Annotated in this window: 20 protein-coding genes and 1 pseudogene; 9 read left to right on the top strand and 12 right to left on the bottom strand. The window is 42.1% G+C overall.

The genetic code is table 11. From position 1 onward, the window contains the following. Nucleotides 1–595: 595 nt before the first annotated feature. Nucleotides 596–1,237, top strand: coding sequence for a BLUF domain-containing protein (locus AC2SLO_RS10560; RefSeq protein WP_486543493.1), 642 nt, complete (start codon nt 596–598; stop codon nt 1,235–1,237). A gap of 113 nt (nt 1,238–1,350) precedes the next feature. Here AC2SLO_RS10560 and AC2SLO_RS10555 read toward each other — a convergent pair whose 3' ends face one another. Continuing rightward, nucleotides 1,351–2,865, bottom strand: coding sequence for a D-2-hydroxyglutarate dehydrogenase (locus tag AC2SLO_RS10555; RefSeq protein ID WP_486543492.1), 1,515 nt, complete (start codon nt 2,863–2,865; stop codon nt 1,351–1,353). Between the two features lie 353 nt (nt 2,866–3,218). Here AC2SLO_RS10555 and serA point away from each other — a divergent pair, with 353 nt between their 5' ends. After that, the gene (serA, locus tag AC2SLO_RS10550; protein WP_486543491.1) at nt 3,219–4,445 is read left to right on the top strand and encodes a phosphoglycerate dehydrogenase; all 1,227 of its coding nucleotides are present in this window, start codon (nt 3,219–3,221) and stop codon (nt 4,443–4,445) included. Nucleotides 4,446–4,569: 124 nt separating this feature from the next. Here the strand turns inward: serA and AC2SLO_RS10545 are convergent, their stop codons facing one another. Continuing rightward, the gene (locus AC2SLO_RS10545) at nt 4,570–5,187 is read right to left on the bottom strand and encodes a DedA family protein (protein ID WP_486543490.1); all 618 of its coding nucleotides are present in this window, start codon (nt 5,185–5,187) and stop codon (nt 4,570–4,572) included. A gap of 262 nt (nt 5,188–5,449) precedes the next feature. Here AC2SLO_RS10545 and AC2SLO_RS10540 point away from each other — a divergent pair, with 262 nt between their 5' ends. The 3 genes from AC2SLO_RS10540 (at nt 5,450) to AC2SLO_RS10530 (ending at nt 7,458) form a co-directional block, all read left to right on the top strand. Continuing rightward, nucleotides 5,450–6,331, top strand: coding sequence for an MBL fold metallo-hydrolase (locus tag AC2SLO_RS10540; RefSeq protein WP_486543489.1), 882 nt, complete (start codon nt 5,450–5,452; stop codon nt 6,329–6,331). 249 nt (nt 6,332–6,580) lie between these two features. Continuing rightward, nucleotides 6,581–6,949 (top strand): hypothetical protein, encoded by a 369-nt coding sequence (locus tag AC2SLO_RS10535; RefSeq protein WP_486543488.1) that lies wholly within the window; start codon nt 6,581–6,583, stop codon nt 6,947–6,949. Between the two features lie 206 nt (nt 6,950–7,155). Continuing rightward, nucleotides 7,156–7,458: a hypothetical protein gene (locus AC2SLO_RS10530; protein WP_486543487.1), complete on the top strand. Its 303-nt coding sequence runs from the start codon at nt 7,156–7,158 to the stop codon at nt 7,456–7,458. 57 nt (nt 7,459–7,515) lie between these two features. Here AC2SLO_RS10530 and AC2SLO_RS10525 read toward each other — a convergent pair whose 3' ends face one another. The 6 genes and pseudogenes from AC2SLO_RS10525 to gmk form a co-directional block, all read right to left on the bottom strand. Then, nucleotides 7,516–8,607 (bottom strand): cation diffusion facilitator family transporter, encoded by a 1,092-nt coding sequence (locus tag AC2SLO_RS10525; RefSeq protein ID WP_486543486.1) that lies wholly within the window; start codon nt 8,605–8,607, stop codon nt 7,516–7,518. A 47-nt stretch (nt 8,608–8,654) separates the two neighbouring features. Next, the gene (locus tag AC2SLO_RS10520; protein WP_486543485.1) at nt 8,655–10,961 is read right to left on the bottom strand and encodes a primosomal protein N'; all 2,307 of its coding nucleotides are present in this window, start codon (nt 10,959–10,961) and stop codon (nt 8,655–8,657) included. Nucleotides 10,962–11,050: 89 nt separating this feature from the next. After that, a complete protein-coding gene (locus tag AC2SLO_RS10515) occupies nt 11,051–11,446 on the bottom strand; it encodes a Rid family detoxifying hydrolase (protein ID WP_486543484.1) in 396 nt (131 codons plus the stop codon). 118 nt (nt 11,447–11,564) lie between these two features. Beyond that, nucleotides 11,565–13,748 (bottom strand): annotated as a pseudogene (locus tag AC2SLO_RS10510) (RelA/SpoT family protein). A gap of 759 nt (nt 13,749–14,507) precedes the next feature. Continuing rightward, nucleotides 14,508–14,768, bottom strand: a complete 261-nt coding sequence (gene rpoZ / locus AC2SLO_RS10505) for a DNA-directed RNA polymerase subunit omega (protein WP_486543483.1) — start codon at nt 14,766–14,768, stop codon at nt 14,508–14,510. A gap of 137 nt (nt 14,769–14,905) precedes the next feature. After that, complete coding sequence (gmk, locus tag AC2SLO_RS10500; protein WP_486543482.1) at nt 14,906–15,520, bottom strand: guanylate kinase; 615 nt, start codon at nt 15,518–15,520, stop codon at nt 14,906–14,908. Between the two features lie 218 nt (nt 15,521–15,738). Here gmk and ispH point away from each other — a divergent pair, with 218 nt between their 5' ends. From ispH to AC2SLO_RS10485, 3 genes are all read left to right on the top strand, one after another. Beyond that, nucleotides 15,739–16,695 (top strand): 4-hydroxy-3-methylbut-2-enyl diphosphate reductase, encoded by a 957-nt coding sequence (ispH, locus tag AC2SLO_RS10495; protein WP_486543481.1) that lies wholly within the window; start codon nt 15,739–15,741, stop codon nt 16,693–16,695. 289 nt (nt 16,696–16,984) lie between these two features. Continuing rightward, the gene (gene htpG, locus AC2SLO_RS10490; RefSeq protein ID WP_486543480.1) at nt 16,985–18,955 is read left to right on the top strand and encodes a molecular chaperone HtpG; all 1,971 of its coding nucleotides are present in this window, start codon (nt 16,985–16,987) and stop codon (nt 18,953–18,955) included. Nucleotides 18,956–19,517: 562 nt separating this feature from the next. Further along, nucleotides 19,518–20,075: an NADPH-dependent FMN reductase gene (locus tag AC2SLO_RS10485; RefSeq protein WP_486543479.1), complete on the top strand. Its 558-nt coding sequence runs from the start codon at nt 19,518–19,520 to the stop codon at nt 20,073–20,075. Nucleotides 20,076–20,347: 272 nt separating this feature from the next. Here AC2SLO_RS10485 and AC2SLO_RS10480 read toward each other — a convergent pair whose 3' ends face one another. Beyond that, on the bottom strand, nt 20,348–20,992 hold the full coding sequence (locus AC2SLO_RS10480) for a DsbA family oxidoreductase (RefSeq protein WP_486543478.1): 645 nt from the start codon (nt 20,990–20,992) through the stop codon (nt 20,348–20,350). Nucleotides 20,993–21,412: 420 nt separating this feature from the next. On the opposite strand from AC2SLO_RS10480, the gene aqpZ reads away from it, so the two are divergent. Then, nucleotides 21,413–22,174 carry an aquaporin Z gene (gene aqpZ / locus AC2SLO_RS10475; RefSeq protein WP_486543477.1) on the top strand — a complete coding sequence of 254 codons (762 nt, stop codon included), beginning with the start codon at nt 21,413–21,415 and terminating at the stop codon, nt 22,172–22,174. 155 nt (nt 22,175–22,329) lie between these two features. On the opposite strand, the gene AC2SLO_RS10470 is transcribed toward aqpZ, so the two are convergent. The 3 genes from AC2SLO_RS10470 to ureG all read right to left on the bottom strand — a co-directional run bounded on the left by AC2SLO_RS10470 (nt 22,330) and on the right by ureG (nt 24,603). After that, the gene (locus AC2SLO_RS10470) at nt 22,330–22,848 is read right to left on the bottom strand and encodes an AmiS/UreI family transporter (RefSeq protein ID WP_486543476.1); all 519 of its coding nucleotides are present in this window, start codon (nt 22,846–22,848) and stop codon (nt 22,330–22,332) included. Nucleotides 22,849–23,175: 327 nt separating this feature from the next. Continuing rightward, nucleotides 23,176–23,856 (bottom strand): HupE/UreJ family protein, encoded by a 681-nt coding sequence (locus AC2SLO_RS10465; protein WP_486543475.1) that lies wholly within the window; start codon nt 23,854–23,856, stop codon nt 23,176–23,178. 93 nt (nt 23,857–23,949) lie between these two features. Next, nucleotides 23,950–24,603, bottom strand: a complete 654-nt coding sequence (gene ureG, locus AC2SLO_RS10460) for an urease accessory protein UreG (RefSeq protein WP_486543474.1) — start codon at nt 24,601–24,603, stop codon at nt 23,950–23,952. Between the last annotated feature and the right edge of the window lie 3 nt (nt 24,604–24,606).

Raw genomic sequence — 24,606 nt, 5'->3', positions numbered from 1 at the left:
AGAGGTCATACTCTTAATTTGAATAATTTTTTATCGTGAGATTTATTTATCGCGACACCTTGTCTAGATAGGCGGTTTATTCATCCATATCATGTGCTTTATAAGATTAAAAGGAACAAGATAAAAGAGTGTCAGAAAGAGGGTAGTGCTATTGATTGCGATAATAAAATACGTAGATACCACTATTATAGAACTGAAGATGATTATAAAAAATGGAGAATTGTAAACCAAACTGTCAATAATTGGCGATTAATAGTGAGTGTTCTTCATGATGAATGACGTTATTTTTATTGTCTATGTGTTGAACCATAAAGTTATAGCTAGCACGGCAGCTATGGGGCTTGTTAATCATGCTTAATGCCAAGTAAAATATAGCGTTTAGCTTTGATAGCCTTTTGATGATACGCCTAGGGCGATGAACAATGAATGCAGTAGAGTAAAAGCATTCCAGTAGGCTGAAAAGCCGTTAAGACTAATAATCATATTTAGCTATGGGGGCAAAGTAATTTATTGTATGATAAAGACTAATTTATGTATGTATTATTTAACGTTATCGCTGAAATGACTAGGTAATCACAATATTAAGGCGAATCTTATGCCATTGCATGACCAAAATACAATTAGAGCGTTGAGTCAAATAGATGAGCAGGCACTTATTCGCTTAGTTTATACCAGCGAAATAACGTGCAAAAGCCGTTTTCAGACATCGGTATTTCGTGATATAGAAGCGCAATCTGATAGGTTTAATAAAGAAAATAATTTGACCGGCACGCTGTGTTACGGCAATGGTCATTTTTTGCAATGCTTAGAGGGCTCTAAGCCAGTGGTGATCGATTTACTAAATCGTATTGCCGAAGATAACCGTCATAAACATTTGAAGGTGCTACTGGTACAATCTATTGAGTCACGTACTTTTTTTACGTGGAATATGCGACTTCTATTTTTAGAGCGCTGGACTTGGTCACCAAAGACTAAGAAGCAGGCCGAGCGGCTATCAGAGTTTTTGCCATTTAAACCATGCGATTGGACGGCACCTCATACTAATAAGTTCTTATCAGTTATCCACCAGTTAGAGGCGACGCCACAGGCAAAAACCGCAGACATACGCTTTAATGCACTCGGGAATATGCTACAGCATGTGGTTGGCCCGCATCAGGCCTTTATTATGATACAAGGGGCATTGACCATACTATCTATCATAGCGTTGTTTCTGTTGTTTAATACGTCGTTCCTATAAATAGTTAGCTAATTCACTAAATCAAAGATATCGATATAACCTATAAATAAAAAGGCCAGGCTAAATTAGCTCGACCTTTTTTTATACGTTATAGAAATAGGTTGTACAGCAGATTAGATATCGAAAATCTTGCCGCGGTTCATGATGCCGTTTGGATCAAATACCTTCTTTAATTCTCTTAAATACTCAATCTCTGTTTCACTGCGGCTATAGTTCAGATACGGCTTTTTGGTCATGCCTACGCCGTGCTCTGCAGACACTGAGCCGCCGTATTTTTGCACTGTGCTAAATACCAAATCATTCACGCTTTGGCATTTCTCAAAGAACTCATCTTTTGAAAGACTCTCAGGCTTCAATATATTTAAGTGTAAATTACCATCGCCAATATGCCCAAACCAGCAAATCTCAAAGTCAGGATAGTTGGTATTCACCACTGCTTCGATGTCTTTAATAAACTCTGGCACATAACTTATAAGTACTGACACATCGTTTTTGTAGGGAGTAAATACAGAAATGGTTTCTGAGATATATTCGCGCAGCTTCCAAAGCTCAGCCGCTTGCGATAAGTTTTGACTCATCACACCGTCGATAATCCAGCCGTTCTCCATACACTGTTCAAACATGGCCATGGCTTTATCCATAATGGGCTCGTATGGTGCTTCGAACTCAAGTAGGGCATAGTATTTAGTACGTGCTTCGAACGGCTCTTGTACATGACCGGTTGCCATGAGTTTCTCGATTGCGACGTCATCAAAGAATTCAAAGGCGGTTAAATCAATTTGTGATTGGAAAGCCGATAACACGTTCATTACGTGCTCAAACTCATCCATACCAAATACCATAACGGTTAGGTCTTGCGGCGCACGTTCAAGCTTAATCTGTGCCTTGGTGACGATACCTAGCGTGCCTTCTGCGCCGATGAATAAATGACGCAGATCATAACCGGTTGCATTTTTAATCATACCGCGGTTTAGTTCTAGAATATCTCCCTTACCGGTAACGACTGTCAGACCCAATACCCAGTTACGGGTCATGCCGTAACGAATGACCTTGATGCCGCCTGCGTTGGTACCGATATTGCCGCCGATTTGACTCGAGCCTGCTGAAGCAAAATCGACTGGATAATATAAGCCTTTCTCTTCAGCAAATTGCTGCAACTGTTCGGTAATAACCCCAGCTTCAATTTCTATCATTCTATCAGCGGGGAAAAACTCACTAATTTTGTTCATTTTATCGAGACTCACCACAATCTCGCCGTTACTGGCGACTGCACCAGCAGACAAACCAGTACGCCCGCCGCTTGGGGTCACCACAATGTTATATTCGTTAGCGAGCTTAATCACTGCTTGCACCTGCTCAGTAGATTTAGGAAATACAATCACCGAAGGCGCAGGCGCAAAGTGCTTAGTCCAATCTTTACCCCAATGTTCAAGACTTTCGCTATCGGTCTTAATTTGACTGGTATCAAAATTATAATCGGCGGTTAAACGGTCAATAACCGTAGCTACCGCTTCAGGGGCAACCTCATGAGAAGCCGTCAGTGAGGTCTCATTAGCCTGAGATTGTTTCGCGCCATGCGCAAGTTCGTGAGCAGGTGTATTCGGAGTTACAGAATGGGATGCAGTCATATTGGTCTCTACAGAAGTGCCTGATATAGCGGCAGATAAATGGTGAAAAAAAGGAACAAAAAGATAAGGCTAATAAATAATATAACTTAAATTTACATAGTATAGTCATAAATGGTAGGGGTTTATTCAATATTTAACCTGCCAAAACACTATAATTTGTTATAAGATAGTTATATTATGACACACTGATAATAAGGTATGTAAGCCTTGTTCACTGTGATTGATTGCGGCTAATGTATGAACTATATAGGCGCAAATCATGCTGTTATCTCTCTGCTTATCTTGGTTTACTAACCAATGTATATCTTAGAAATTGCACTTTCAAATACCCATCTAAACATAAGGGCAAAAACATGGCATTATCGCTTGATAAAGATAAAATTCGTTTTTTACTATTAGAGGGCGTACATGATAACGCGCTTAAAGTATTAAATGATGCTGGCTACACCAATATCGAATACTTATCTCACGCACTAGATCCAGATGAGTTGGCTGAAAAAATCAAAAATGCCCACTTCATCGGTATCCGTTCACGTACCCAATTAACCCGCGACATCTTAGAGCAGGCTGATAAGCTAATCGCTATCGGTTGTTTCTGTATTGGTACCAACCAAGTTGATTTAGAAGCGGCTCGTGAATTTGGTATTCCTGTCTTTAATGCGCCTTATTCAAATACGCGCTCAGTGGCAGAGTTGGTATTAGCAGAAGCCATCATGCTATACCGCGGTATTCCAGAGAAAAATGCAGTGGTACACCGTGGCGGCTGGGGCAAGTCGGCCAAAAACTCACACGAAGTTCGTGGTAAGGTTATGGGAATCGTGGGCTATGGCTCAATCGGCTCACAATTATCAGTACTTGCTGAAAGCCTTGGTATGAAAGTTATCTATCATGACGTAGTGACCAAATTGCCACTGGGGAATGCTGTACAGGTTGGTAGCTTAAATGAGTTATTAAACAAAGCAGACATCGTGACATTACATGTGCCAGATTTGCCAAGCACGCGTTACATGATGAAAAAAGAACAGTTCGATCAGATGAAAGAGGGTAGTTACTTCATTAATGCTGCACGTGGTACCTGTGTTGAGATTGATGATTTAGCAGCAGCTCTTGAATCAGAGCGCTTATTAGGTGCTGCCGTGGACGTGTTCCCGAAAGAGCCTAAATCAGCTGATGAAGAGTTTGAATCACCACTACGTAAGTTCGATAACGTGATTTTAACCCCGCATATCGGTGGTTCTACCCAAGAAGCTCAGGCGAATATTGGTCTAGAGGTATCTGAAAAATTTGTTAAATACTCTGATGCTGGTGATACCACGACGTCTGTGAACTTCCCTGAAGTTAGCATACCCGTCAGAGAAGGCTCACACCGCTTGCTACATATCCATAAAAACGTACCAGGTGTGTTATCACAAATTAACACCTCATTTGCCTCAGCAGGCATCAATATTCTTGCTCAGAGCTTGATGACAGAAGGTGATGTTGGTTATCTGGTCATGGATGTAGACAACAGCGATTCTAATGAAGCGTTAGAGACATTAAAAGACATCGACGAGACCATTCGTGTCCGTGTTCTTTTCTAGAATGTTCTATAGTTAGAAGTCTTTTTAGAGTCTGATTATTTACAGGACGCAATAAAAAAGTCGGCAATTTACCGGCTTTTTTATTGCCAAATATTTAGTGCTCAGACTTAGTATTTATATCGCTTTAATCGGAATTTCTGTGTTTTAAGCGTCTGATAATAAACACGATAATAGCAATGATGGCAATCGCACTGACCACTTTTGATATGGGCGAGATATACTGCCCGACCTGATCATAATTTGTACCAAGCACATATCCAGAGTAAGCAAGTAGGGCGCTCCAGATGGTTGAGCCGATAGTTGTCAGTAGAATAAATGGCAGTAACGACATATGATTCATGCCTGCCGGAATGGAGATAAGTGAGCGAATACCCGGCACCATACGCCCAAAAAAGATAACCATATTGCCGTATTTATTAAACCAACTATTAGCCCGAGTCACATCCTCTGGTTTGACCAATAGCCACTTACCATACTTTTCGGTGGCTTGTAATAGACGATCTTCATCAAATTTTGTGCCCAGATAATAAAGCGGCAAGGCTCCTAAAACAGATCCTAGCGTTCCTGCGATGATAACCATCATAATTTGCATATGGCCTTGCGCGGCTGCGAACCCTGCAGCAGGCATCACCAACTCTGAGGGGATGGGCGGGAAGATGTTTTCCAAAAACATCATCATTGTCACCCCAAAATAGCCGAGCATGTCCATGATGCTTAAGACCCATTCATTTATATTATCCATTATTTGTCCATGATTTTTGAGAAAATTGTCATCGAGGCAGTATAGCAAACGCCTCTTAGCTCAAAGAAGGCTAAAACGGTTACGGTTTGAAAGCTCTATGAACACTTATCTAAATTTACTATAGTTAAACATATAATATAAATATATATATTATAATGAGTGAATAAAAATTTAAGGCATATACATATATTGGTTGGCTTATTTGATTGGGGCTACTCTAAAAATAGAGAAGTCAACGTACAGACGTAGAGACAGGATTATTATGGATATCAAGTCATTCTTACATGAAGACACCGAGACTTACACGCACGTATTAATCGACACTGCTAATAAGCTGTGTGCAATTATTGATCCTGTTTTGGATTATGATTTTAAATCTGGACATACCCGTACTGATTTTTCTGATCAAGTTATTGATTCTATCAAAGCGCAGGGGCTGACGGTGCGTTATATCATTGAAACCCATGTTCACGCAGATCATTTATCCTCAGCGCAGCATATCAAACAGACCCTTGGTGGTCAGTTGGTAATAGGCAGGCACATTAGTAAGGTGCAGCGCATTTTCAAAGATGTATTTAACTTTGATATGAGCTTTAAAACGGATGCCAGTCAATTTGATATGCTGACAGAAGAGGGTAGCGAGTTTATGCTAGGTGATATTAAGCTCACGGTAATGCACGTGCCTGGTCATACGCCGGCAGATATGGCTTATATTGCAAAAGATACCGCGAGCGATAATGAGCGATTGGCAATTTTTGTTGGTGATACCCTGTTTGCACCAGATGTAGGCACTGCGCGTGTGGATTTTCCAGGTGGTGATGTCGATGATTTATATCACTCTATTCAGAAAATATTATCGCTGCCCGACGATACTGAGATTTATTTATGTCACGACTATCCACCTGAAGGACGCGAGCATTCCCCAGCTACTACAGTAGCGGCGCAGCGTGTGCATAACAAGCATGTTCGAGATGATATTAGTAAGGCAGAATTTGTGAAAATGCGTACAGAGCGTGATGCAACGCTCGATATGCCGCGGCTGATTATTCCATCAGTTCAGGTAAATATCCGTGCAGGGCACATGCCAGAGCCTGAAGACAACGGCGTACGCTATTTAAAAGTACCATTAAATACGCTTAGCTAATCTTGATTTAGTTAAGCTATGGCGTATGATATAAATTTAGGCTATTATTTATTCCTAAAAATGTTTGTGGTACTATAAAACCATCTATCGTGGGTTTAATTGCATGGGCTACCTGTTGAACAGGCGGATTCATGTCTTGCAACTTCCAGCACGATATAAAATAATCCTGGTAAAGCGCATGAACCTGTACTCCGACACAGTCATTTGTGCCTTATAAGATTCATTTAGTCGGAGTTTCAGGAGTCTAACATGTCTATACAGCAATCTTTTGCTCGTCCAAACAGCTCTCAAACTAATACCCATACTATCTTCCAATACAGCCGCCGTTATACCGCGCGTTGCCCACTAGGTGCGCTTGCTATTAAGCAGATATCTGCTTTGCAGCTGCGAGCCACCGCCATTATCCAGAAGATGGGCTATCCACCACAACATACTATTGCTGCCACTGACCGTCTACGTTACGTCTTATGTAGCCCTGTGTTAGGATTAGATGGCAGTTATATCGATGCGTATTATAATGCTCAAGACTTCTTACAGGCCTTACTAAATATATTACAACTGTCGCCTCAGCAATATGAAGATGATGTCAGCTCTATACTACAAACGCTAGATAAATAAGCGGGTTAAGTCAAAAATTGAGCCAAACGTAAGTAGAGGATTGAGTAAAAACAGGACACACTCGGTTAGGTTAGGACACAATAAAAGACTGGTATTGCAGGATTGCTGACTCTTATGATGAGTCATCCATCAAACTGACTCTTTAAACAAACGAGCGTTTATTTAAAAGATTGTTTGTCTAAATGACCGTCTAAGAGGAGGGTTGTGTGCTAAAAATACTCAAGTATAAAGATACGGACACACTACTGGATATTGTCTTAGTTACTTTTGCCAAATTGGTGTTGGCTGCTGCGCTGTGTGCGTTTGCCTTTTATTTAGCTTTTGCTTCTACAATGGGGCCGACCATAGCCCCTGAGATTGTGGTCGGCGATACCCCGTTAGATATAGTTATCCGTATTGGTGTCTTGCTGACGGCGGTCGCTATCACCCTGTTTGCTGTCATCTGGCTTGTCTATCCTTTACTGCGCTATGTGTACAAAAAAACAATTGACGATAGTAATAGAGAATAGATTGTTAGTTTTTAGAATGTGCGAGTGTGTCAGAATTTATTAAAAAGCTTGTCTTTACTAATGATAATGGTGCTGATGACTGCCTTGTTTGTTTGCCGCTAAATTAGCATCGTCTATGGCACAAGTAATCGCCTCAAGCCGATTGTGAGGATGCTCAATTGATTCGACCTGAATAGTGGTATGACTAATACCCAGTGATTCTAGACTGTGCTCAAGCTCGTGAATCAGCTGACTTGCCTCCAAAATACGCATGTCGCCATCTACCACAACGTGGCAAGATAAGGCAAGCAACCCGCTAGTAATACTCCATACATGCAGATCGTGCACAGCGATAATGTGCTCATTTTCCTCAATGGTACGTTTCACTTCATCGAGTGAAATCTCCTTTGGCGTACCCTCCATCAAAATATGAGTCGATGCTTTGACCACTCGAAAGCCACTGATTAAAATCAACACCGCCACAATCACAGAGGCCACGGGGTCAGCCCACCACCAGCCCATCCACATCATGGCGAGTGCGGCCGTAATCGCAGCAACTGAGCCTAATAAATCACCTAATACATGCAAATAGGCGCTGTGCATATTGAGGTTTTTCTCAGAAGCGGCTGCATTGACATCATCATGACTGGATTCATGACCGTGATCATGTCCGTGAGCGGCACCGCTTCGATGTAATAACCATGCCACGATAAGATTGACCATAAGGCCGATACTGGCAATGATTAGCATCCCTTGAGAGGCCACATCAGGTGGAGAGGTAAAGCGCCCGATAGCCTCCCAAATAATCATAATCCCGATGATAATTAGCGTCGCCCCGTTCGCACCCGCCACCAAAATTTCAAAACGCTTATAACCAAAGGTCTTCTCGTCATTGGCCTGCTTTTCACCAATTTTGAACGCCAGTAGCGTTGCACCTAAAGCGGCGGCATCAGAGAGCATATGCCCTGCATCTGATAATAGCGCCAAACTTTGGGTCAGCACACCGCCAATGGCTTCAACCAACATAAAGCCGGTAATAATCAGAAAGCTAAACCATAAGCTGCGGCGCTGTTTACTCATGTCACGCGCGGTCGGCTCATCATGAAAATGAGGCGGGTCATGGGCAATTGTATTGTCTGGGTCGTGAGAGTGGGGCGTATGTGAGCTCATAATTACCTTTTTTAACTAGAAAAACGATATCAGAAAATACAGGTCGATTACCAGCCCACAGGATCAATATCTAACGTGAGCTTTAAGTATTTAGCAGAGGGCAATTGCAGTACTTGCGGCCACCACACATTGAGCAATTGATGGAGCGGCGCACGCTGTTTAGATAATAATAGTAGCTGGCTGTGGTAGCGACTGTTTTTTCTTTTCATTGGTGCATCAATCGGCCCCAAAATCGCCAAATCGTTGGCCGGTAAAATAGCAATCGCATCTTTTAACGCTTGCGTGGTGCGCTCTAGGGTCTTGCCTTCACAGCGGACTAACGCACCATGGGTGTAAGGCGGTAAGCCAAGCATTTTACGCTCATTGAGCAGCTCTAATGCAAACGGATGATAGCCCTCACGCACCAGTTTACGCAGCAAAGGATTCTCAGGTTGTACGGTCTGGATTAATACACGGCCAGGCTTGCTGCCTCGGCCTGAGCGACCGGCAACTTGCACTATAAGTTGAGCGGTGTGCTCGGGGGAGCGAAAATCAGGCGATAAGAACCCTCTATCAGCATTGGGCAAACACACTAAGGTCACATTCGGAAAGTGATGCCCTTTGGCCACCATTTGAGTGCCCACTAGGATTGCAGGGTCACCGGTATTGATGCGTCGATAGATATCTTCCCAGCTGTCTTTATGGCGAGTGGTATCTCTATCTATCTGAATAATAGGGTAGGTTTTTTTAGTGGTTTGCGGGTTTGAAAATAGTGCATGCAAGCTTTCGGTTAAGCGGGTAGTGCCCATGCCGACTGCGTTTAAATTGGTGCTGTTACATTCTGGGCAGGCAAGCGGAATAGAGGCTTGCCAGTCGCAGTGATGACATTTGAGGTAACTTGGCTGACTGCTATTGAGCTGACTGTGATGCAAAGTCATATGCGCATCGCAGCGTACACAGTCTGCCTGCCAACCACAAGCATTACAGAGTAAAATGGGCGCATAACCGCGGCGATTTAAAAATACCAATACTTGCTCGCCGGCCTCTAACGTCGTTCGGATTTCTGCAATGGTATCGTCGGTCAGTCCGGTGTTTTGAGAACGCTCTAAATTGGGCAGAAGCTCGCTCTGTTTGGCATCGACAGGCAAATCACTATATTTGGTTGGATTATCACGCGCATCGACCAGTTGTAGGGTAGCGGCAGCTGCATTGCCGGCACGCTGTGTCAACATAAGCTCGGTCAGCTTGCCATCTTGCACCAGTTTTAAATGCTCAAGAGAGGGGGTCGCGGTACCCATAACCACAGGAATACCTGTCTGAAAGCCGCGGTATAAAGCCACATCAGCGGCATGATAGCGCAAAGTATCTTGCTGTTTATAAGACTGATCGTGCGCTTCATCCACCACAATCAAGCCCAAATTAGCAAACGGATAGAGCACTGAGGAGCGAGTGCCGATAATAATTTGGGCACGGCCTTGGCGGCAATCCTCCCATCCCTGCATACGCTGTGTATTATTAAGATTGGAGTGTAACAGCAAAATATTGGCCGAAAAGCGCTCTGCAAAACGGGCTCGCGTTTGCGGTGTCAGTCCAATCTCAGGCACCAATACCAAGACTTGCTTGCCGGCTTCTAATACTGGCTGCATTGCCTGTAAATAGACTTCGGTTTTACCGCTACCAGTAACGCCATTTAACAAATAACCGCTGTAGCTGCCCTCATTAGCAGTGGCGACAAGGGCGTCAACCGCCTGTTTTTGCTCATCGTTTAAATCAAGTGGCATTTTGGCCAGACTCACCGGTTTAGGGTCCGGCTGCTGCTGCATATAATGCTCGACCAAGCCTTTTTCTTCTAAGCGCTTTAAGAAAGGCCGCTCCATGCCCTCAAGTAGCAAAGTGTCTTCACTAGCACCATGCTCGCCATGCAGCATTAACATGGCCAGTTGCTGCTTTTGCTTATAGGCATTACTAGAGAGGCTATCATCGAGCACATGTGGCAATATACGCCAGTGAGTCACCAATAAATCGAGCGGTTTGCCTTGGCGAATGAGCGTTGGCAGCATAACAGAGAGCACATCCCCCAGAGGATAGTGATAATAACGTGCCAACCAAGCCGCCAGTGACAACATTGATTCGTCTAAAAGCGGCTTATCGTCTAGGCTTGATTTAATGGCTTTTAATTTATTGGTTGGGACATCGCTGTCATTCTCATTAACATGAGCAACTACGATGCCGATGAGGGTTTGCCGCCCAAAAGAGACTTGGACGCGTCCCCCAATAGGTGGTAAAGAGGGCTCTACTTGTGAGAGCCTTGAAGGAGGTGGTAAGTAATCAAATTCGCGGTAGAGAGGCACCGGCAAAGCGACACGGATAAGCATCAGATGGCAACCTCCCTTAAAATAACACCGCAATAATGTGAGCAAGATGGGTATGAATATTGAATACAGTATGCTTGATTACCAAGACATTAATCTTCGATAAATAAGATAGATTCAATCTCAACCACACCGCCTTTAGGAAGTGCGGCTACTTGTACTGCTGCACGGGCAGGGAACGGCTCTACCAAACGCTCAGTAAATACGGCATTTAGAGCAGCAAAGTCGTTCAAGTCAGTCAATGACACATTAAATTTAACGACATCGCTTAGCTCGCCGCCGGCTGCTTTACAAATAGCTTCGATATTATCCATTACTTGCACAGCCTGAGCTTCAAAGCCTTCACGAAGCTGCATTGTTTCAGGGTCAAAGCCAAGCTGACCTGAGATGTAGACCATGCTGCCACCCGCTGTTGGGATTTTAACGGCTTGTGAATAAGCGCCAACGGCTGCAGGGGCATTATTAGTATGAATGGTTTGACGTGCCATAAGAATTTCCTTATTTATTGTTAGAGATGACATATGTCATGGTTAAAAAAGTGTCTTTAGTATTTTTATAACCTAACGGTCGCTGCTTTGATTATTTGTTGTCAAAGTAGTGAACCGATTATAAACGGTATAAACGTCGAATGCTGCCGAAGCCAACATGAGGGCGTAGCGCTTCAATGCCTTCAAGCACATGATTACGGCTACGTACAATCACATGGATGACCGTGGATTTGGCGCGGATATCGACCTTTTCAATACCAATATCAAGCTGACGTAAGGTGTAAACCACATGTGAGACTTGCTCATCATTTAGCGCTAAGTTGATTTTTAAATAAGCGGTAAAGTGAGGACGCTCGCTTGGGTGCTCAATACTTTTTTCAATCTGCTCTTCGCTATACCAGTTTAATTGTACTAGCTCATACGGCTTATCGACGTATTTATTGACGATAGAGTAGCAGCGATGTCAATGTAGCATCAGCCCGTGCATGGTCAAATGGCCAATAATTGGGTCACCGAAAATAGGGCGACAGCAACCGGCAAAGTGAACCTCTACACCGTTGGCATTAGATAATAGCTGATTGGGTCTATCAAAGCCTTTTTTGCGTGCTTGCTCGTGAGTCTTGGTCACATCATCACTAAATAAGCGTGACACTACCAATTGCGGTAATAAGGTGCCGGCACTCATGTTCTCAAACAGCTCATCTTTACTACTTGCATTCTGCCACTGTAGTAAGTCTTCCCAGTCGTCATCGTTAACATCATCAAGCGATTTGTTATAGGTTTTTAAAGCGCGGTCTAATGCTTGGCGACCATGCCTTCGCTGCTCTTCAACAGGCAAGCTACTAAACCAGCGGCGCAAAGTGCGGTGTGCTTTACTGGTGACCACGATGCCAAGCCACTCAGCTTTTGGCTTGGCATTTTGATCAACTTCAATTTCAACCACAGCCCCTGATTTTAAGGTAGAGCCTAATTTGGCGTTTTCGCCATTGATTTTTGCACCCACCGCTATATTACCCACTTTAGGACCTACGGCATAAGCAAAATCAAGCGCAGTAGCACCGCGCGGCAGCTCGTAAGCTCGACCTTTGGGGCTATAACAAAGGATTTTGCGTGAGTTTAGATAAGAGATTAGCTCATCAATGGTCTCGACAACGCCCTCATAATCCAGCTCTTCACTTTGTCCTTCGTCACCTAAATCAATCAGCTCTTTCATATTGCGTAGAGAGGCTTCAATAACTGAACGACTGACTTCAGAGGCTTGATCAGCTGCGATAACACCAAGGCGAGCCGCTTCTTGCATTTTATGGGTTAATAAAGTCACTTTAATGGTATCGTTGTCACGCACATAAGTGAGCGTTAACGACTGGTTACCACCAGGGAGAGGATGGCGAATATTATCCTCAATAAAGTTAGGTTGAATGTCATATTTACTAATTAGATAGTTGGCTAGTAGGTCACAGTCATCAATAGTTGAGGTGACAATCTCAAACGCATAATGACGCAGTAAATCATCAATCTCACCGCGGTTACGGAAGAATTGACGATACATAACCACTCGGTTGTCTAGTGCACGTACCTGGCCTGAGACATAGTGCTTATCCAGCACATAATTCAGATATTGTTGAATGGTTTCAGTTTGATACTTGCGACCTAAACCATGTTGCAGTAATTTGTCTGACATCTTGGTATACATGACAGGGTCAAGGTTGCGATAGCACAGAATTTCCATGTAATCGGCAATATCATTAAGCCCCATCAGACGCGCAAAGGGAATATAAAATTGCAAGGTTTCAGAGGCCGTAGAGCGCTGTTTTTCAGGACGTACTGCATCCAGAGTTGACATATTATGTAAACGATCTGCTAGCTTGATTATCAATACACGCGGATCATCGAGCGTAGCTGACATGATTTTGTGAAAGGTAGCCGCTTTATTTTGACGCTTGTTATGATTGGACGACTTAAGCTTGGTTACACCATCGACCAAATGCGCAACGGTGCCACCAAAGCGTGTGGTAATTTCCTCTGAAGTGACTTCAGTATCTTCAACTGTATCATGCAGGATAGCGGCAATAATGGTATCTCGATCAAGATGGAAGCCTGCCAAAATCTCTGCTACCGCAATAGGGTGAGTGATATAAGGTTCACCTGATTTACGCGTGTCTTTGATATGAGCTTGGTCTCCATAGGCGCAGGCTTCTAAAATATCCTCTTTTTCTTTATCGCTAAGATACGCCACCGAGCGCATTAGATTGCGCTGTGCATCATCAACCAAATGATGACTCAACTTCGGTAGGTTCTGCATATATGACGTCTGATTGATTTGATCATCATCGTTAGAGTCAGGCAATGTAATATATTCACTGTCAACGGGATCCACCACGTTATCAGAGTGGGCAATATTATTAATAACCGTGTCGTTAATATTGGTATGTAAATCAGTAGTCATAGAGTTTTTGGTTTCAGATGAAGTTAAGCCGGCATCAGGATGTGTTTGGGTAATAGGCGGTGACATGATTTATTATCCTTCAGCTGGGCAGGAGTCAATTAAAAGTAATCAAGAACAAACAGGTCTGGCAAAGGGTTTACTAATAATACGCTATCAAAACAAGCGCTTATCCATTAATGCTTATATATTGATATCAATGGTAACTCATTTATGATGCTAACAAAATGAGTTAAATCAACCCTTCAGTTAAGAAGGATTAAACATAATAGGTGTCAGCATCTGATAGATTCTGATAACCATGCTCAAACAAAATAAATAAGGTGCTATCCCCCTTAATTAAGCTTAAAAATCAGGTGGTGTCAACCACTGAGCAGACAAAACTACAAAACGCTGTTAATAAGGCAATATCAACAGTCGTCACTAAGCGAATAACTCATAAGTTTAATAGGACAACACGGGCTAACGAGCACACCATAAAAAAACCACGATCTGCAAAATGCGGATCGCGGCTTATCATGCGTGGTCTTAAACTTGTGGCTTATACCTGTCTTCACTAAGCAACTCATAAAAGATGCTTAAATAATGACATAAGCCTAAATACGGATATAAAAAGTATTAGAAGCTTTGACCGCCGCTTAAGGCTAAATCTAACGAGTTAGTTGCAAAGTGATGGTCAGGCTGATTTAAGATATCTTTAGTAACTAAGCCTGCAGCAATTTCGCGTAGTGCCAATACAGTTGGTTTGTCGTTTTGAACGTCAACTAGTGGCTCAGAGATGCCCTTAGATAGTTGATGGGCGCGCTTGCTGGCAACCAGTACTAGCTCAAAGCGGTTATCTACTGCATGTAAGCAGTCTTCAACGGTTACACGTGCCATAAAGTCCTCTTTGTATCACTAAGTGATAGATATAAAATATGATAGTCAATCATTTAGTATAGCAAATTTTGCCATTAAATGGATAACTAAATTGACCAAGTGAAGTAAGATTAATAGAGCATTCAACCCGTTTACTATTAGTCCTTCATTAAGTCGGCAATGGTCTCGCTATAACGGGCTTGCTGGCGCGCTAGTGTCTGACGCTTGGCAACAATAATTGATTTAAGCTCAGTTAACGCGGCTTCAAATTGATCATTAATCACCACATAATCAAAATGAGTGTATTGCTGCATCTCGGTCACGGCACCGGCCAAACGCTTTTCAATCACTTCTTCAGAATCCTGACCACGAGAGGATAAACGCTGACGTAACGTGGCTTTACTGGGCGGTAAGATAAAAATCATGGTCACATCATCGTACAAGTCTTTGACCTGTAGTGCGCCTTGCCAATCAATCTCTAGAATCACATCGATGCCTGAATTAAGTTGCTGATCAACACTTTGTTTTGAGGTACCGTAGTAATTATCAAACACTTGTGCGTGTTCTAAAAACTCACCGGACTGAATACCTTCAATAAACGTAGCTCTGTCGGTAAAGTGATAGTGGTGACCATCGACTTCGCCCGGGCGTGGCTCGCGCGTAGTATGCGAGACACTAACTGCCAAATCATTAGTGGTAGCGATAAGCTGTTTAACAAGAGAGGTTTTGCCAGTACCTGAAGCGGCAGTAATAATAAAAAGGGAGCCTTTCATAAAAATGAATCTCTATAGTGAATACAAGGGAGTTGGTATAAAAAGGAATATGAAAAATTGATGTTTATTGCGAATAAATCAACGTTGAGATGCGTTCTATTTTAACGGATATGTTAAAGTAGTCATAAAATAGTTTGTCTAATGCACTGAACAAGCCGATGGGCTTAGCTGCGTTTTTCACATTTTATTTACTCGATTATCTATTGTGAAGGTCTGTTATGCAAATTTATCTTGCCAATCCACGAGGGTTTTGTGCTGGTGTCGATCGTGCCATTGCTATTGTCAATGAAGCATTAGCACGTTTTGAGCCGCCAATTTATGTGCGCCATGAAGTTGTACATAACAAATTTGTGGTCTCTGATTTGGCCAATCGCGGAGCAGTCTTTGTCGAAGAGCTGGATGAGGTGCCGGATGGTTCTATTGTTATTTTCTCAGCACATGGTGTTTCAAAAGCGGTCCAAGATGAAGCTGACCGCCGAGATCTCACAGTATTTGATGCCACCTGTCCTTTAGTCACAAAGGTGCATATTGAAGTGTCTAAATTTGCTCGTGAAAAAATGGACGCTATTTTGATTGGGCACCAAGGTCACCCTGAAGTAGAAGGAACGATGGGACGCTTTAGCGCCCAGTATGGCGGTGAAATTCATTTGGTAGAAAATGAGTCAGATGTCGAAAAGTTAGAAGTAAAAGATCCAAATCGTTTGGCTTTTGTGACGCAGACCACGCTCTCAATGGATGATACTGCTGTGGTAATTGATGCCCTACGCAAAAAGTTTCCTAATATTCAGGGTCCTCGCAAAGACGATATTTGCTATGCGACCCAAAACCGTCAAGATGCGGTAAAAGACTTGGCCAATCGCTGTGAAGTGGTGTTGGTTGTCGGCTCACCCAACTCATCAAACTCAAACCGACTACGAGAGCTTGCCGAGCGTATGAATTGTAAAGCTTATTTGATAGATAACGCAGGTGAGATGCAAATAGAATGGTTTGAGGGGGTTAAGGCAGTAGGAGTTACTGCGGGCGCCTCAGCACCAGAGATTTTAATTCAAGAAGTATTGAATAAGCTGCAAGACTGGGGCGGTGATTTGCCAGATGAGCTTAAGGGGATTGAAGAGAATGTTACCTTCAGCTTGCCAAAAGAGCTGCGCATCCCAGTTAAGCAAGTTGGGCGCTAGGCCTTAACATCGTTTGATTAACGTCTGTTGTGCGCATAGTTGTTAACGCATAAAAAGCCGGTCAGATAATAGCCGGCTTTTTTATGGCCAGTTTATTCGTAGATATGACGTTTAAATCATAAAAATAGAGCAAGTATTAACCTGAATTTGCTTGAAAAAAATACCCACTGCCCCTATTAGTAAGGTAACCCAAGAGCGACTATATACACTGATTTAGCTAGATTTAAGCATTGGTGTCAGTGTATATGTGTCAGCATAAAAATAATGATGGTCTATTTACGAGGATATTATGAGCGAAAATCAAAGCGCCACCCAGCACGTTTTTGAGGCGGAAGTCGCCCAGCTATTGCACTTAGTGACTCACTCACTGTATTCAAATTCAGATATTTTTGTGCGTGAGCTGGTCTCAAACGCATCGGATGCTTGTGACAAATTGCGTTTTGAGGCGACCAGTGATGACAGCCTATATGAAGATGATGGCGAGTTAAAAGTCCGTATTGATATTGATGAAGAGGCGAAAACCATTACCTTTATTGATAATGGTATCGGCATGACTGAAGCAGACACCATCGAGAACTTAGGTACTATCGCTAAGTCTGGTACCAAAGCATTCTTGGAGCAGCTATCAGAATCGCAAAAACAAGATGGTCAGTTGATTGGTCAGTTTGGTGTTGGTTTCTATTCAGGATTTATCGTTGCTGATACCATCACCGTAGAGTCTCGTAAAGCGGGCACGCCAGCTGACCAAGGCGTGCGCTGGGTATCAGATGGTACGGGTAAATTTACTACCGAAACCATCACAAAAGACACCCGTGGCACCTCAATCACGCTTCATCTCAAAGAAGAATTTACCGAAGGCGAAGACAACTACCTTGATCGCAATAAAATCAAACGCTTAGTCAATAAATACTCTGATCATATTAGCCTGCCTATTCAAATGCGCAAAGAAGTCTGGCAAGAAGATGTGGTAGAAGAGGCCGAAGACGATAACGACAAAGTTGACGAGTTTGGCGCGCCAGTGAGCAGTGGCGGTGAAATGGTATTGACCGATGAGTGGGAAACCATTAACAAGGCCAGCGCTCTATGGACCCGTTCAAGCTCAGAAATTGACGATGAAGAGTACGTCGATTTTTATAAAAACATCACTTATGACTTTGAAGAGCCTCTAGCTTGGACGCACAACCGAGTCGAAGGCCGTGTGCAGTATACACAGCTGTTATATATACCTAAAAAGGCACCCTTTGATTTATATGCTCGCGAGCAACAGCACGGTCTTAAGCTGTATGTAAAACGTGTGTTTATCATGGACGATGCTGAGCAGTTATTGCCCATGTACTTACGCTTTGTGAAGGGTGTGATTGATTCGCAAGACCTACCATTAAACGTCAGCCGTGAGATTCTGCAAGAATCACGTGATGTGAAGTCTATCCGTGATGGTAACGCGCGTCGTGTGTTGACGCTTCTTGGCAGTCTTGCTAATAGTGAAGATGCCGACAAGCAAGAAAAATTCAAGCAATTTTACGCTGAGTTTGGTGATGTCATCAAGGAGGGTCTTGGCGAAGACATGAGTAACCAAGAGCGCATCGCTAAGTTGCTGCGTTATACCACCAGTACTCGTGAGGGTCTTGAGACCAGCTTTGCTGACTATAAAGAGCGCATGATTGAGGGTCAAAAAGCGATTTATTACCTCACCGCTGACAATTTAGCGGCTGCTAAAAATAGCCCTCAGCTAGAGCTATTTAAGAAAAAAGGTATCGAAGTTATCCTAATGACTAGCCGTGTCGATGAGTGGGCGATGAACTTCCTGACTCAGTTTGATGGTACGCCATTACAGAATATCGCCAAGGGGGCGGTTGACTTAGGTGACCTACAAGACGAGGAAGAAAAAGAAGAGGCCAAAAAAGCAGAAGAAAGCTTAAAGCCTGTCGTCGATAAATTAAAAACAACGCTAGGCGGCCGTGCTAAAGATGTTCGGGTGTCCAATCGTCTAGTGGATAGCCCTGCTGTCTTGGTAACGCCTGAAGGCGAGCTGTCACCTCAGATGATCCAAATGCTTAAGCAAATGGGTCAAGAAGTGCCAGAAACTCAGCCCATTTTAGAGGTCAATCCAAGCCATCCTTTGATTCAAAAACTTGAATCTAGTGAGCAGTTTGATGACCTTGCGCAAGTTATTTTCGACCAAGCCTTGCTTGCAGACGGCGGTCAACTTGATGATCCAGCGGCTTATCTAAAACGTGTCAATGAGTTATTGTTGAAATAGACTCTTGTTTTAAACAAGGGTAGGGTGCGCCCCGAACATACTAATCTATATTAAAAGAAAAGGACTCATAGTTGAGTCCTTTTTTTATGCAATGAATAATACCAATTCTGAAGAAAGTTATGAATCAATGGTGGATGTTGCCGAGGAGCGATTATAGAATGAGTGTTATTTTTACCATAAATTAAAAAGGTGGGTTACGTTCTTTTTGCTCCTTTATGAGTCTTAAAAATCTAACCACACCCTACACGGGCTATATATGTTATCAATAGTATATTTTACTTATATCTCAAATATAGAGGTAAATTTTTGGACTTTTTTACATTTATAGCATTACATTTTATTAGCCAGCTTTAGGTTGGATACGTTTTTTCTGCATCCTTTCCCCAAACGTATTCAAACCAAAGAACATCACAACAACGCTTTGTATCATTTCAAATAATTAATTCTTGGTAATATAACTAAATATAAATTTTGTTTTAGACCTCGTGGTTGAATTAGGCCGTGTGGTTTAAACCGCATTAATTCAAACACTAACAATTAAAAAATAAATTAAGGAGTTATGATGGAAGACGTGAAACCTTTGAATATTGCTTTAATAATAGGTAGCTTACGTAAAGAGTCAATAAACCGAGCCTTTGCTGAATACATAGTATCGCAAATGCCTGAGCAGGTTACTGTGACCGAATGTCAAATTGATGACTTACCCTTGTATAATGAAGACATTGATACGGATACACCGCCAGAAAGTTATACCCGTATTCGCAACCAAGTGGGGGATGCCGATGGATTATTGATTGTCTCGCCAGAGTACAATCGCACTATCCCAGGCGGATTAAAAAATGCGATTGATATATTATCGCGTCCAAAAGAGGGCTCTGTACTTAACAATATTAAAGTAGCCTTTGTCACTGCTTCACCTGGGACGTATGGTGGTAGAAGTTGCGGCTTTGATTTACGCAAAACCATGCTACCTTTTGCAGCACAAGTTTTATTAGCGCCAGAAATATATCTGAGTCATGCTGGTGATGCCTTAGATGAAAATAACAAGGTTAGCAGTGAACGTACCCAAAAGTATTTACAAAAATTTGTTAACGCTTTTGTTGAGTTCTTGGAAGATTAATAGTTTATGGAAGATAAATAGAGCAACTTGCTTTTATTATTACTTAGCTATTCTTACTTACCTATTCTTAATAGTTACCGGCAATACAGGGTGTCTATCAGTAATTAAAAACATTTTGCCGCGCCTCGTTCTTAGCTGAGAGACGAGGCGCGACCATAGTTTTGTAAGAAATATGCCTTTAAACTGACATATTTATCCCCGTCTAAAGGGCTTCGATATTAAAGCTCATATTTTGCTTTTTTTAATGGTTTAGTAGCTCCTGTTTTAACTATTTACTGTTTTAATTCCTCAATTACCCCAACAAAGTTATCCACCCCTTGAGCACCTGTTACCAAATGACGATGATTAAAGATAATCGCAGGGACGCCCTGTATGCCTTGCTCGGTAAAATATGCCTCCTCATCACGCACCTCATTTGCATAACGCTGGTCTGCAAGCACTGTTAAAGCCTCATCCTTATCAAGACCAATAGACTTTGCAATCTTAGCTAATATAGCATGATCAGATACATCACGATGTTGGGTAAAATGAGCAGTAAACAATGCCATTTTTAATTCATGTTGCCGACCTTTCTTTGCGGCCCAGTGCAATAATTGATGTGCGGCAAATGTATTATACATCCGCATATCATCACTAAAGTTCATATCAAAACCCAAGTTTTTAGCGGTTTGGGTGATATGAGCTCGGTTTTGCTGTGACTGCTCAACAGTAATACCGTATTTCTCCATCAAGTGCTCTCGTAAATTTTGTCCCTCGCTTGGCATATTTGGATTTAACTCAAACGGATGCCACTGTATCTCATAGGTGGTATTGGTCTGTTTAAGGGCCTTTTGTAGTTGTAAATAGCCAATTAGGCACCAAGGGCACATCACATCTGAGACCATATCGATGTGTAATTTATGATTAATTTCTGTCATAGTATTTTTCCTCTCTTTCTATTTTTATGTTTATAACCTTTTTGTTTCTAGCTTCATGGGAAAGTGACTTTATTAAAGTCATTTTTAGCTATTGATAATTTTATGGGCTAAAAGAAGTACCTTAAAAGTACAAAGCCATGTACAATAAGTCATTTTAAAATAAATTAACTCTCTTTAAATAAGGGTTAACTAAATCAAGTTGTTAGACAGTTGTTATTTAAAGGGACTTATTTAACTGTCCTTCATATTCGTCTCGGCAGTTTTCTGATAGCTCGTAATTCAGATGACAGTAATCTGATAACGGTAAGCTAGATAACATTGTGTCAGATAATAGAGTGTCTGAAAACATAAACAAGGCAACGGACAGTGTCTAATATAAATCATAAAAGACGTATGGCGTCTTATTCTAGGGAAAGTAATATGACAACTTCAAAAAAATTAGCGGCCGAGTTTTTAGGCACAATGTGGTTAGTACTTGGCGGCTGTGGTAGCGCCGTATTTGCGGCAAACTTTGGGGGTGATGGCAACCCACTCGGTATAGGATTTGTGGGTGTGGCATTGGCCTTCGGTCTGACGGTTTTAACAGGTGCCTATGCGTTTGGCCATATTTCTGGTGGTCACTTTAACCCAGCAGTTAGTATTGGTCTGATGGTTGGTAAACGTTTCCCAGCCGCTCAATTACCAGGTTATATCATTGCTCAAGTATTAGGCGGGGCATTGGGTGCGTTTATTATTTATCTAATCGCAACGGGTCAATCAGGCTTTGCTATTGATGCCAGTAGTGCAGGTGCATTTGCTACCAACGGTTTTGGTGAGTTCTCACCAGGCGGCTATAGCATGATGTCTGCACTTATCGCTGAGGTTGTATTAACAGCGGTATTCCTCATCATTATTATGGGTTCAACCCATCATCGTGCACCGATTGGCTTTGCACCTATCGCCATTGGTCTTGGCTTAACCTTAATTCACTTAATTAGTATTCCTATTACCAATACGTCAGTGAATCCTGCCCGTTCAACAGCAGTTGCTCTATTTGTTGGCGGCGGTGCATTATCACAGTTATGGATGTTTTGGGTAGCTCCGATAATTGGTGCTGCGATTGGCGGTGGTATTTATGCTTGGTTAGGTCATGAAGGTCCAGATATTGTGGGTGACGTGGTTATGGATGACAAAATTGGCTAGGTTTTGCAGAGGTTGTTGCAATAGACCACACTAGCAATAGCTATCAATCAAAAGGAGACCCAAATGGGTCTCTTTTTTATGTGATAGCTTTTTTGTCAAATAAGCAATCCTTGTTAGGCTCTGTCGGGCTCACTTGTCCCTCTATTAAGCTGAGTCTAATAAATGACAGCCAACTCTTGTAGAATTAATAGCCCCGGTATCCATCCTGTAGTAATAGCACAAAATACGGCAAACATGCCCACTTGCTTTTCGATATTCTTAGATAAACTGAGCATAATGAAGTCTAAGAACCATAGAATCGCCCAAGCGTACCAGTTGAAGATGCTCCATCCACTAAAGTTTAAGGATATTTTAAATGTAGCATTTAATGCCACTGATAATGCTGTAAGACTGACAAACAGACAAAACCAGCCTAATCCTTTTGAATTTGTATTTAAAAATTGATTAATACCCGTCCATATATAGGTAAAAGCGAACAAGAAAGTAAACGCGCCAGTACTGATTAAATGCAGATCATGGGCATTATTGAACACTAAATTAGTAGCGATCAGAAAGCTAAGTATTCCCACTAGGAAATTAATGACAGGGATTTCTTTATCTTGAATTTTTCCAAGCAGCCAGAGTCCGTTAATCAATAAAACGGCACCCACATAAAGTAAGGTTAAACCTAACATACAACGATTCTCCTAATAAAAATAGAATCACTTTATATCCGAAGTAAGTCTTACCGGTTATCGCCATTTAACTTCTGCATCACTATGAGATAAAGCTGTTAAATAAAGTTATGAGATAAAGCTATAGTCAAAGAAGTCTAAAATTAGGATAAATAACCACACATTTAAACGAGACAAATGCCGTTTTTTTAATTTTGACAGTGATGCACAAGTTATAAAGTCAATACGATAGGTGTCATACATTGGGATATAAAGCAGTCCTAAAGCATAAAATCAGGACATGTTTATTAAACATGTCCTGATTTTTAAGCGAGCATCCGTAAAATATTAACTAAATAAAACGGCGCACAAACCCACAACAGCCATGACACGCTGGACGATTAAGCTATTTTGCACATGAGTACTCAGATAGTTTGCAATGACGTTTCCAAAGGAATAAAGCGCTAACATGGCGGCGATCATACCGACAAAGAAACCCGTAGTTCCACCGTTAGTAGGGGCTTCAAGCGCATGTGCTGCCCCATGAAACATGGCTAACGCACCAAAACCAACAATAGCCGCATTATATACAGTCTTGAAGGAAGCGTTGCTGTGTCCGCTAAGCGCAGGATTAAAGTAGCGGCTCATAAGGGCTATCGTCAATAATACGATAGATAGCACGATACCGCCTTCAACAAGTGTGCTGTTTAAACTCATGCTTAAACTCAGCGCAAAGCCTGCAATTAGGCCAATAGTTAAGGAGGCAAACCCTTTTTTAAAGCTCTGCATTTGGGTAAATAGCAACCCCATTCCTAACGCTAACATCAGATGGTCAATGCCGGTTAATGGGTGAATTAAGCCTGCCAATAACGATGAGAAAAATGAGCCATCTGATACGAATGAACCGTGCCCTGGGTGTGCAAAAGCGAGCGTCGGTAGTAATGACAGTAGCGTTAATACACTTAAGGTTGCGGATTTAGTCGTTTTATTGGAAAGTTTAATTAAGTTAGCGTTTTTTGTTATCATCATAAATTCCTTAATTAATGAAGTAATTCGATTTTCTTACTATTAAATATTGACACTAAAATTAATATCATTGTTTACTTATATAGCTATAGCACCTTATGCTGTGCCTATCATGCCTTTGTCTTTGATAAAAGCCACGATCTCATCTAGACCTTCGCCGGTTTTCATATTGCTAAATACCACAGGTTTATCGCCTCGCATTTTTTTGGCATCACGTGCCATCACCTCAAGAGATGCACCCACTAGAGGCGCTAGATCTGTCTTATTAATAATCAGTAAATCAGATTTCATAATACCTGGGCCACCTTTGCGCGGTATCTTATCGCCTGCTGAGACGTCTATCACATATAAGGTCAAATCTGATAATTCAGGACTGAAAGTTGCCGCTAGATTATCGCCTCCAGATTCGATGATAATTAACTCAAGGCCAGAGAATTGGTTTTGTAATTCTGCAATGGCAGACAGATTTATCGAGGCATCTTCACGAATGGCTGTATGAGGACAGCCACCGGTTTCTACGCCGCGAATACGTTCTGCTGGCATGGCATTATTGCGCGTTAAGAACTCTGAATCTTCTTTGGTATAAATATCATTGGTAACCACCGCCATATTGATATCATCACGTAAGCGTTGGCATAGTCTTAACGTTAATGCAGTCTTGCCTGAACCAACAGGACCGCCAATGCCAAGACGTAGGGGAGATAAAGTGGCAGTGTTATCAGTATTTTGAGTTTTGGGCGTAAGCGCCATAAT

Source organism: Psychrobacter sp. CX14, from assembly GCF_057396205.2.
This window is presented reverse-complemented; position numbering and strand designations above follow the sequence as displayed.

What these genes read in the sequence shown, in the direction of transcription:
- AC2SLO_RS10560 (WP_486543493.1), top strand. Translation starts at nt 596, where the DNA reads ATGCCATTGCATGACCAAAATACAATTAGAGCGTTGAGTCAAATAGAT.
- AC2SLO_RS10555 (WP_486543492.1), bottom strand. Translation starts at nt 2,865, where the DNA reads ATGACTGCATCCCATTCTGTAACTCCGAATACACCTGCTCACGAACTT.
- serA (WP_486543491.1), top strand. Translation starts at nt 3,219, where the DNA reads ATGGCATTATCGCTTGATAAAGATAAAATTCGTTTTTTACTATTAGAG.
- AC2SLO_RS10545 (WP_486543490.1), bottom strand. Translation starts at nt 5,187, where the DNA reads ATGGATAATATAAATGAATGGGTCTTAAGCATCATGGACATGCTCGGC.
- AC2SLO_RS10540 (WP_486543489.1), top strand. Translation starts at nt 5,450, where the DNA reads ATGGATATCAAGTCATTCTTACATGAAGACACCGAGACTTACACGCAC.
- AC2SLO_RS10535 (WP_486543488.1), top strand. Translation starts at nt 6,581, where the DNA reads ATGTCTATACAGCAATCTTTTGCTCGTCCAAACAGCTCTCAAACTAAT.
- AC2SLO_RS10525 (WP_486543486.1), bottom strand. Translation starts at nt 8,607, where the DNA reads ATGAGCTCACATACGCCCCACTCTCACGACCCAGACAATACAATTGCC.
- AC2SLO_RS10520 (WP_486543485.1), bottom strand. Translation starts at nt 10,961, where the DNA reads ATGCTTATCCGTGTCGCTTTGCCGGTGCCTCTCTACCGCGAATTTGAT.
- AC2SLO_RS10515 (WP_486543484.1), bottom strand. Translation starts at nt 11,446, where the DNA reads ATGGCACGTCAAACCATTCATACTAATAATGCCCCTGCAGCCGTTGGC.
- rpoZ (WP_486543483.1), bottom strand. Translation starts at nt 14,768, where the DNA reads ATGGCACGTGTAACCGTTGAAGACTGCTTACATGCAGTAGATAACCGC.
- gmk (WP_486543482.1), bottom strand. Translation starts at nt 15,520, where the DNA reads ATGAAAGGCTCCCTTTTTATTATTACTGCCGCTTCAGGTACTGGCAAA.
- ispH (WP_486543481.1), top strand. Translation starts at nt 15,739, where the DNA reads ATGCAAATTTATCTTGCCAATCCACGAGGGTTTTGTGCTGGTGTCGAT.
- htpG (WP_486543480.1), top strand. Translation starts at nt 16,985, where the DNA reads ATGAGCGAAAATCAAAGCGCCACCCAGCACGTTTTTGAGGCGGAAGTC.
- AC2SLO_RS10485 (WP_486543479.1), top strand. Translation starts at nt 19,518, where the DNA reads ATGGAAGACGTGAAACCTTTGAATATTGCTTTAATAATAGGTAGCTTA.
- AC2SLO_RS10480 (WP_486543478.1), bottom strand. Translation starts at nt 20,992, where the DNA reads ATGACAGAAATTAATCATAAATTACACATCGATATGGTCTCAGATGTG.
- aqpZ (WP_486543477.1), top strand. Translation starts at nt 21,413, where the DNA reads ATGACAACTTCAAAAAAATTAGCGGCCGAGTTTTTAGGCACAATGTGG.
- AC2SLO_RS10470 (WP_486543476.1), bottom strand. Translation starts at nt 22,848, where the DNA reads ATGTTAGGTTTAACCTTACTTTATGTGGGTGCCGTTTTATTGATTAAC.
- AC2SLO_RS10465 (WP_486543475.1), bottom strand. Translation starts at nt 23,856, where the DNA reads ATGATGATAACAAAAAACGCTAACTTAATTAAACTTTCCAATAAAACG.
- ureG (WP_486543474.1), bottom strand. Translation starts at nt 24,603, where the DNA reads ATGGCGCTTACGCCCAAAACTCAAAATACTGATAACACTGCCACTTTA.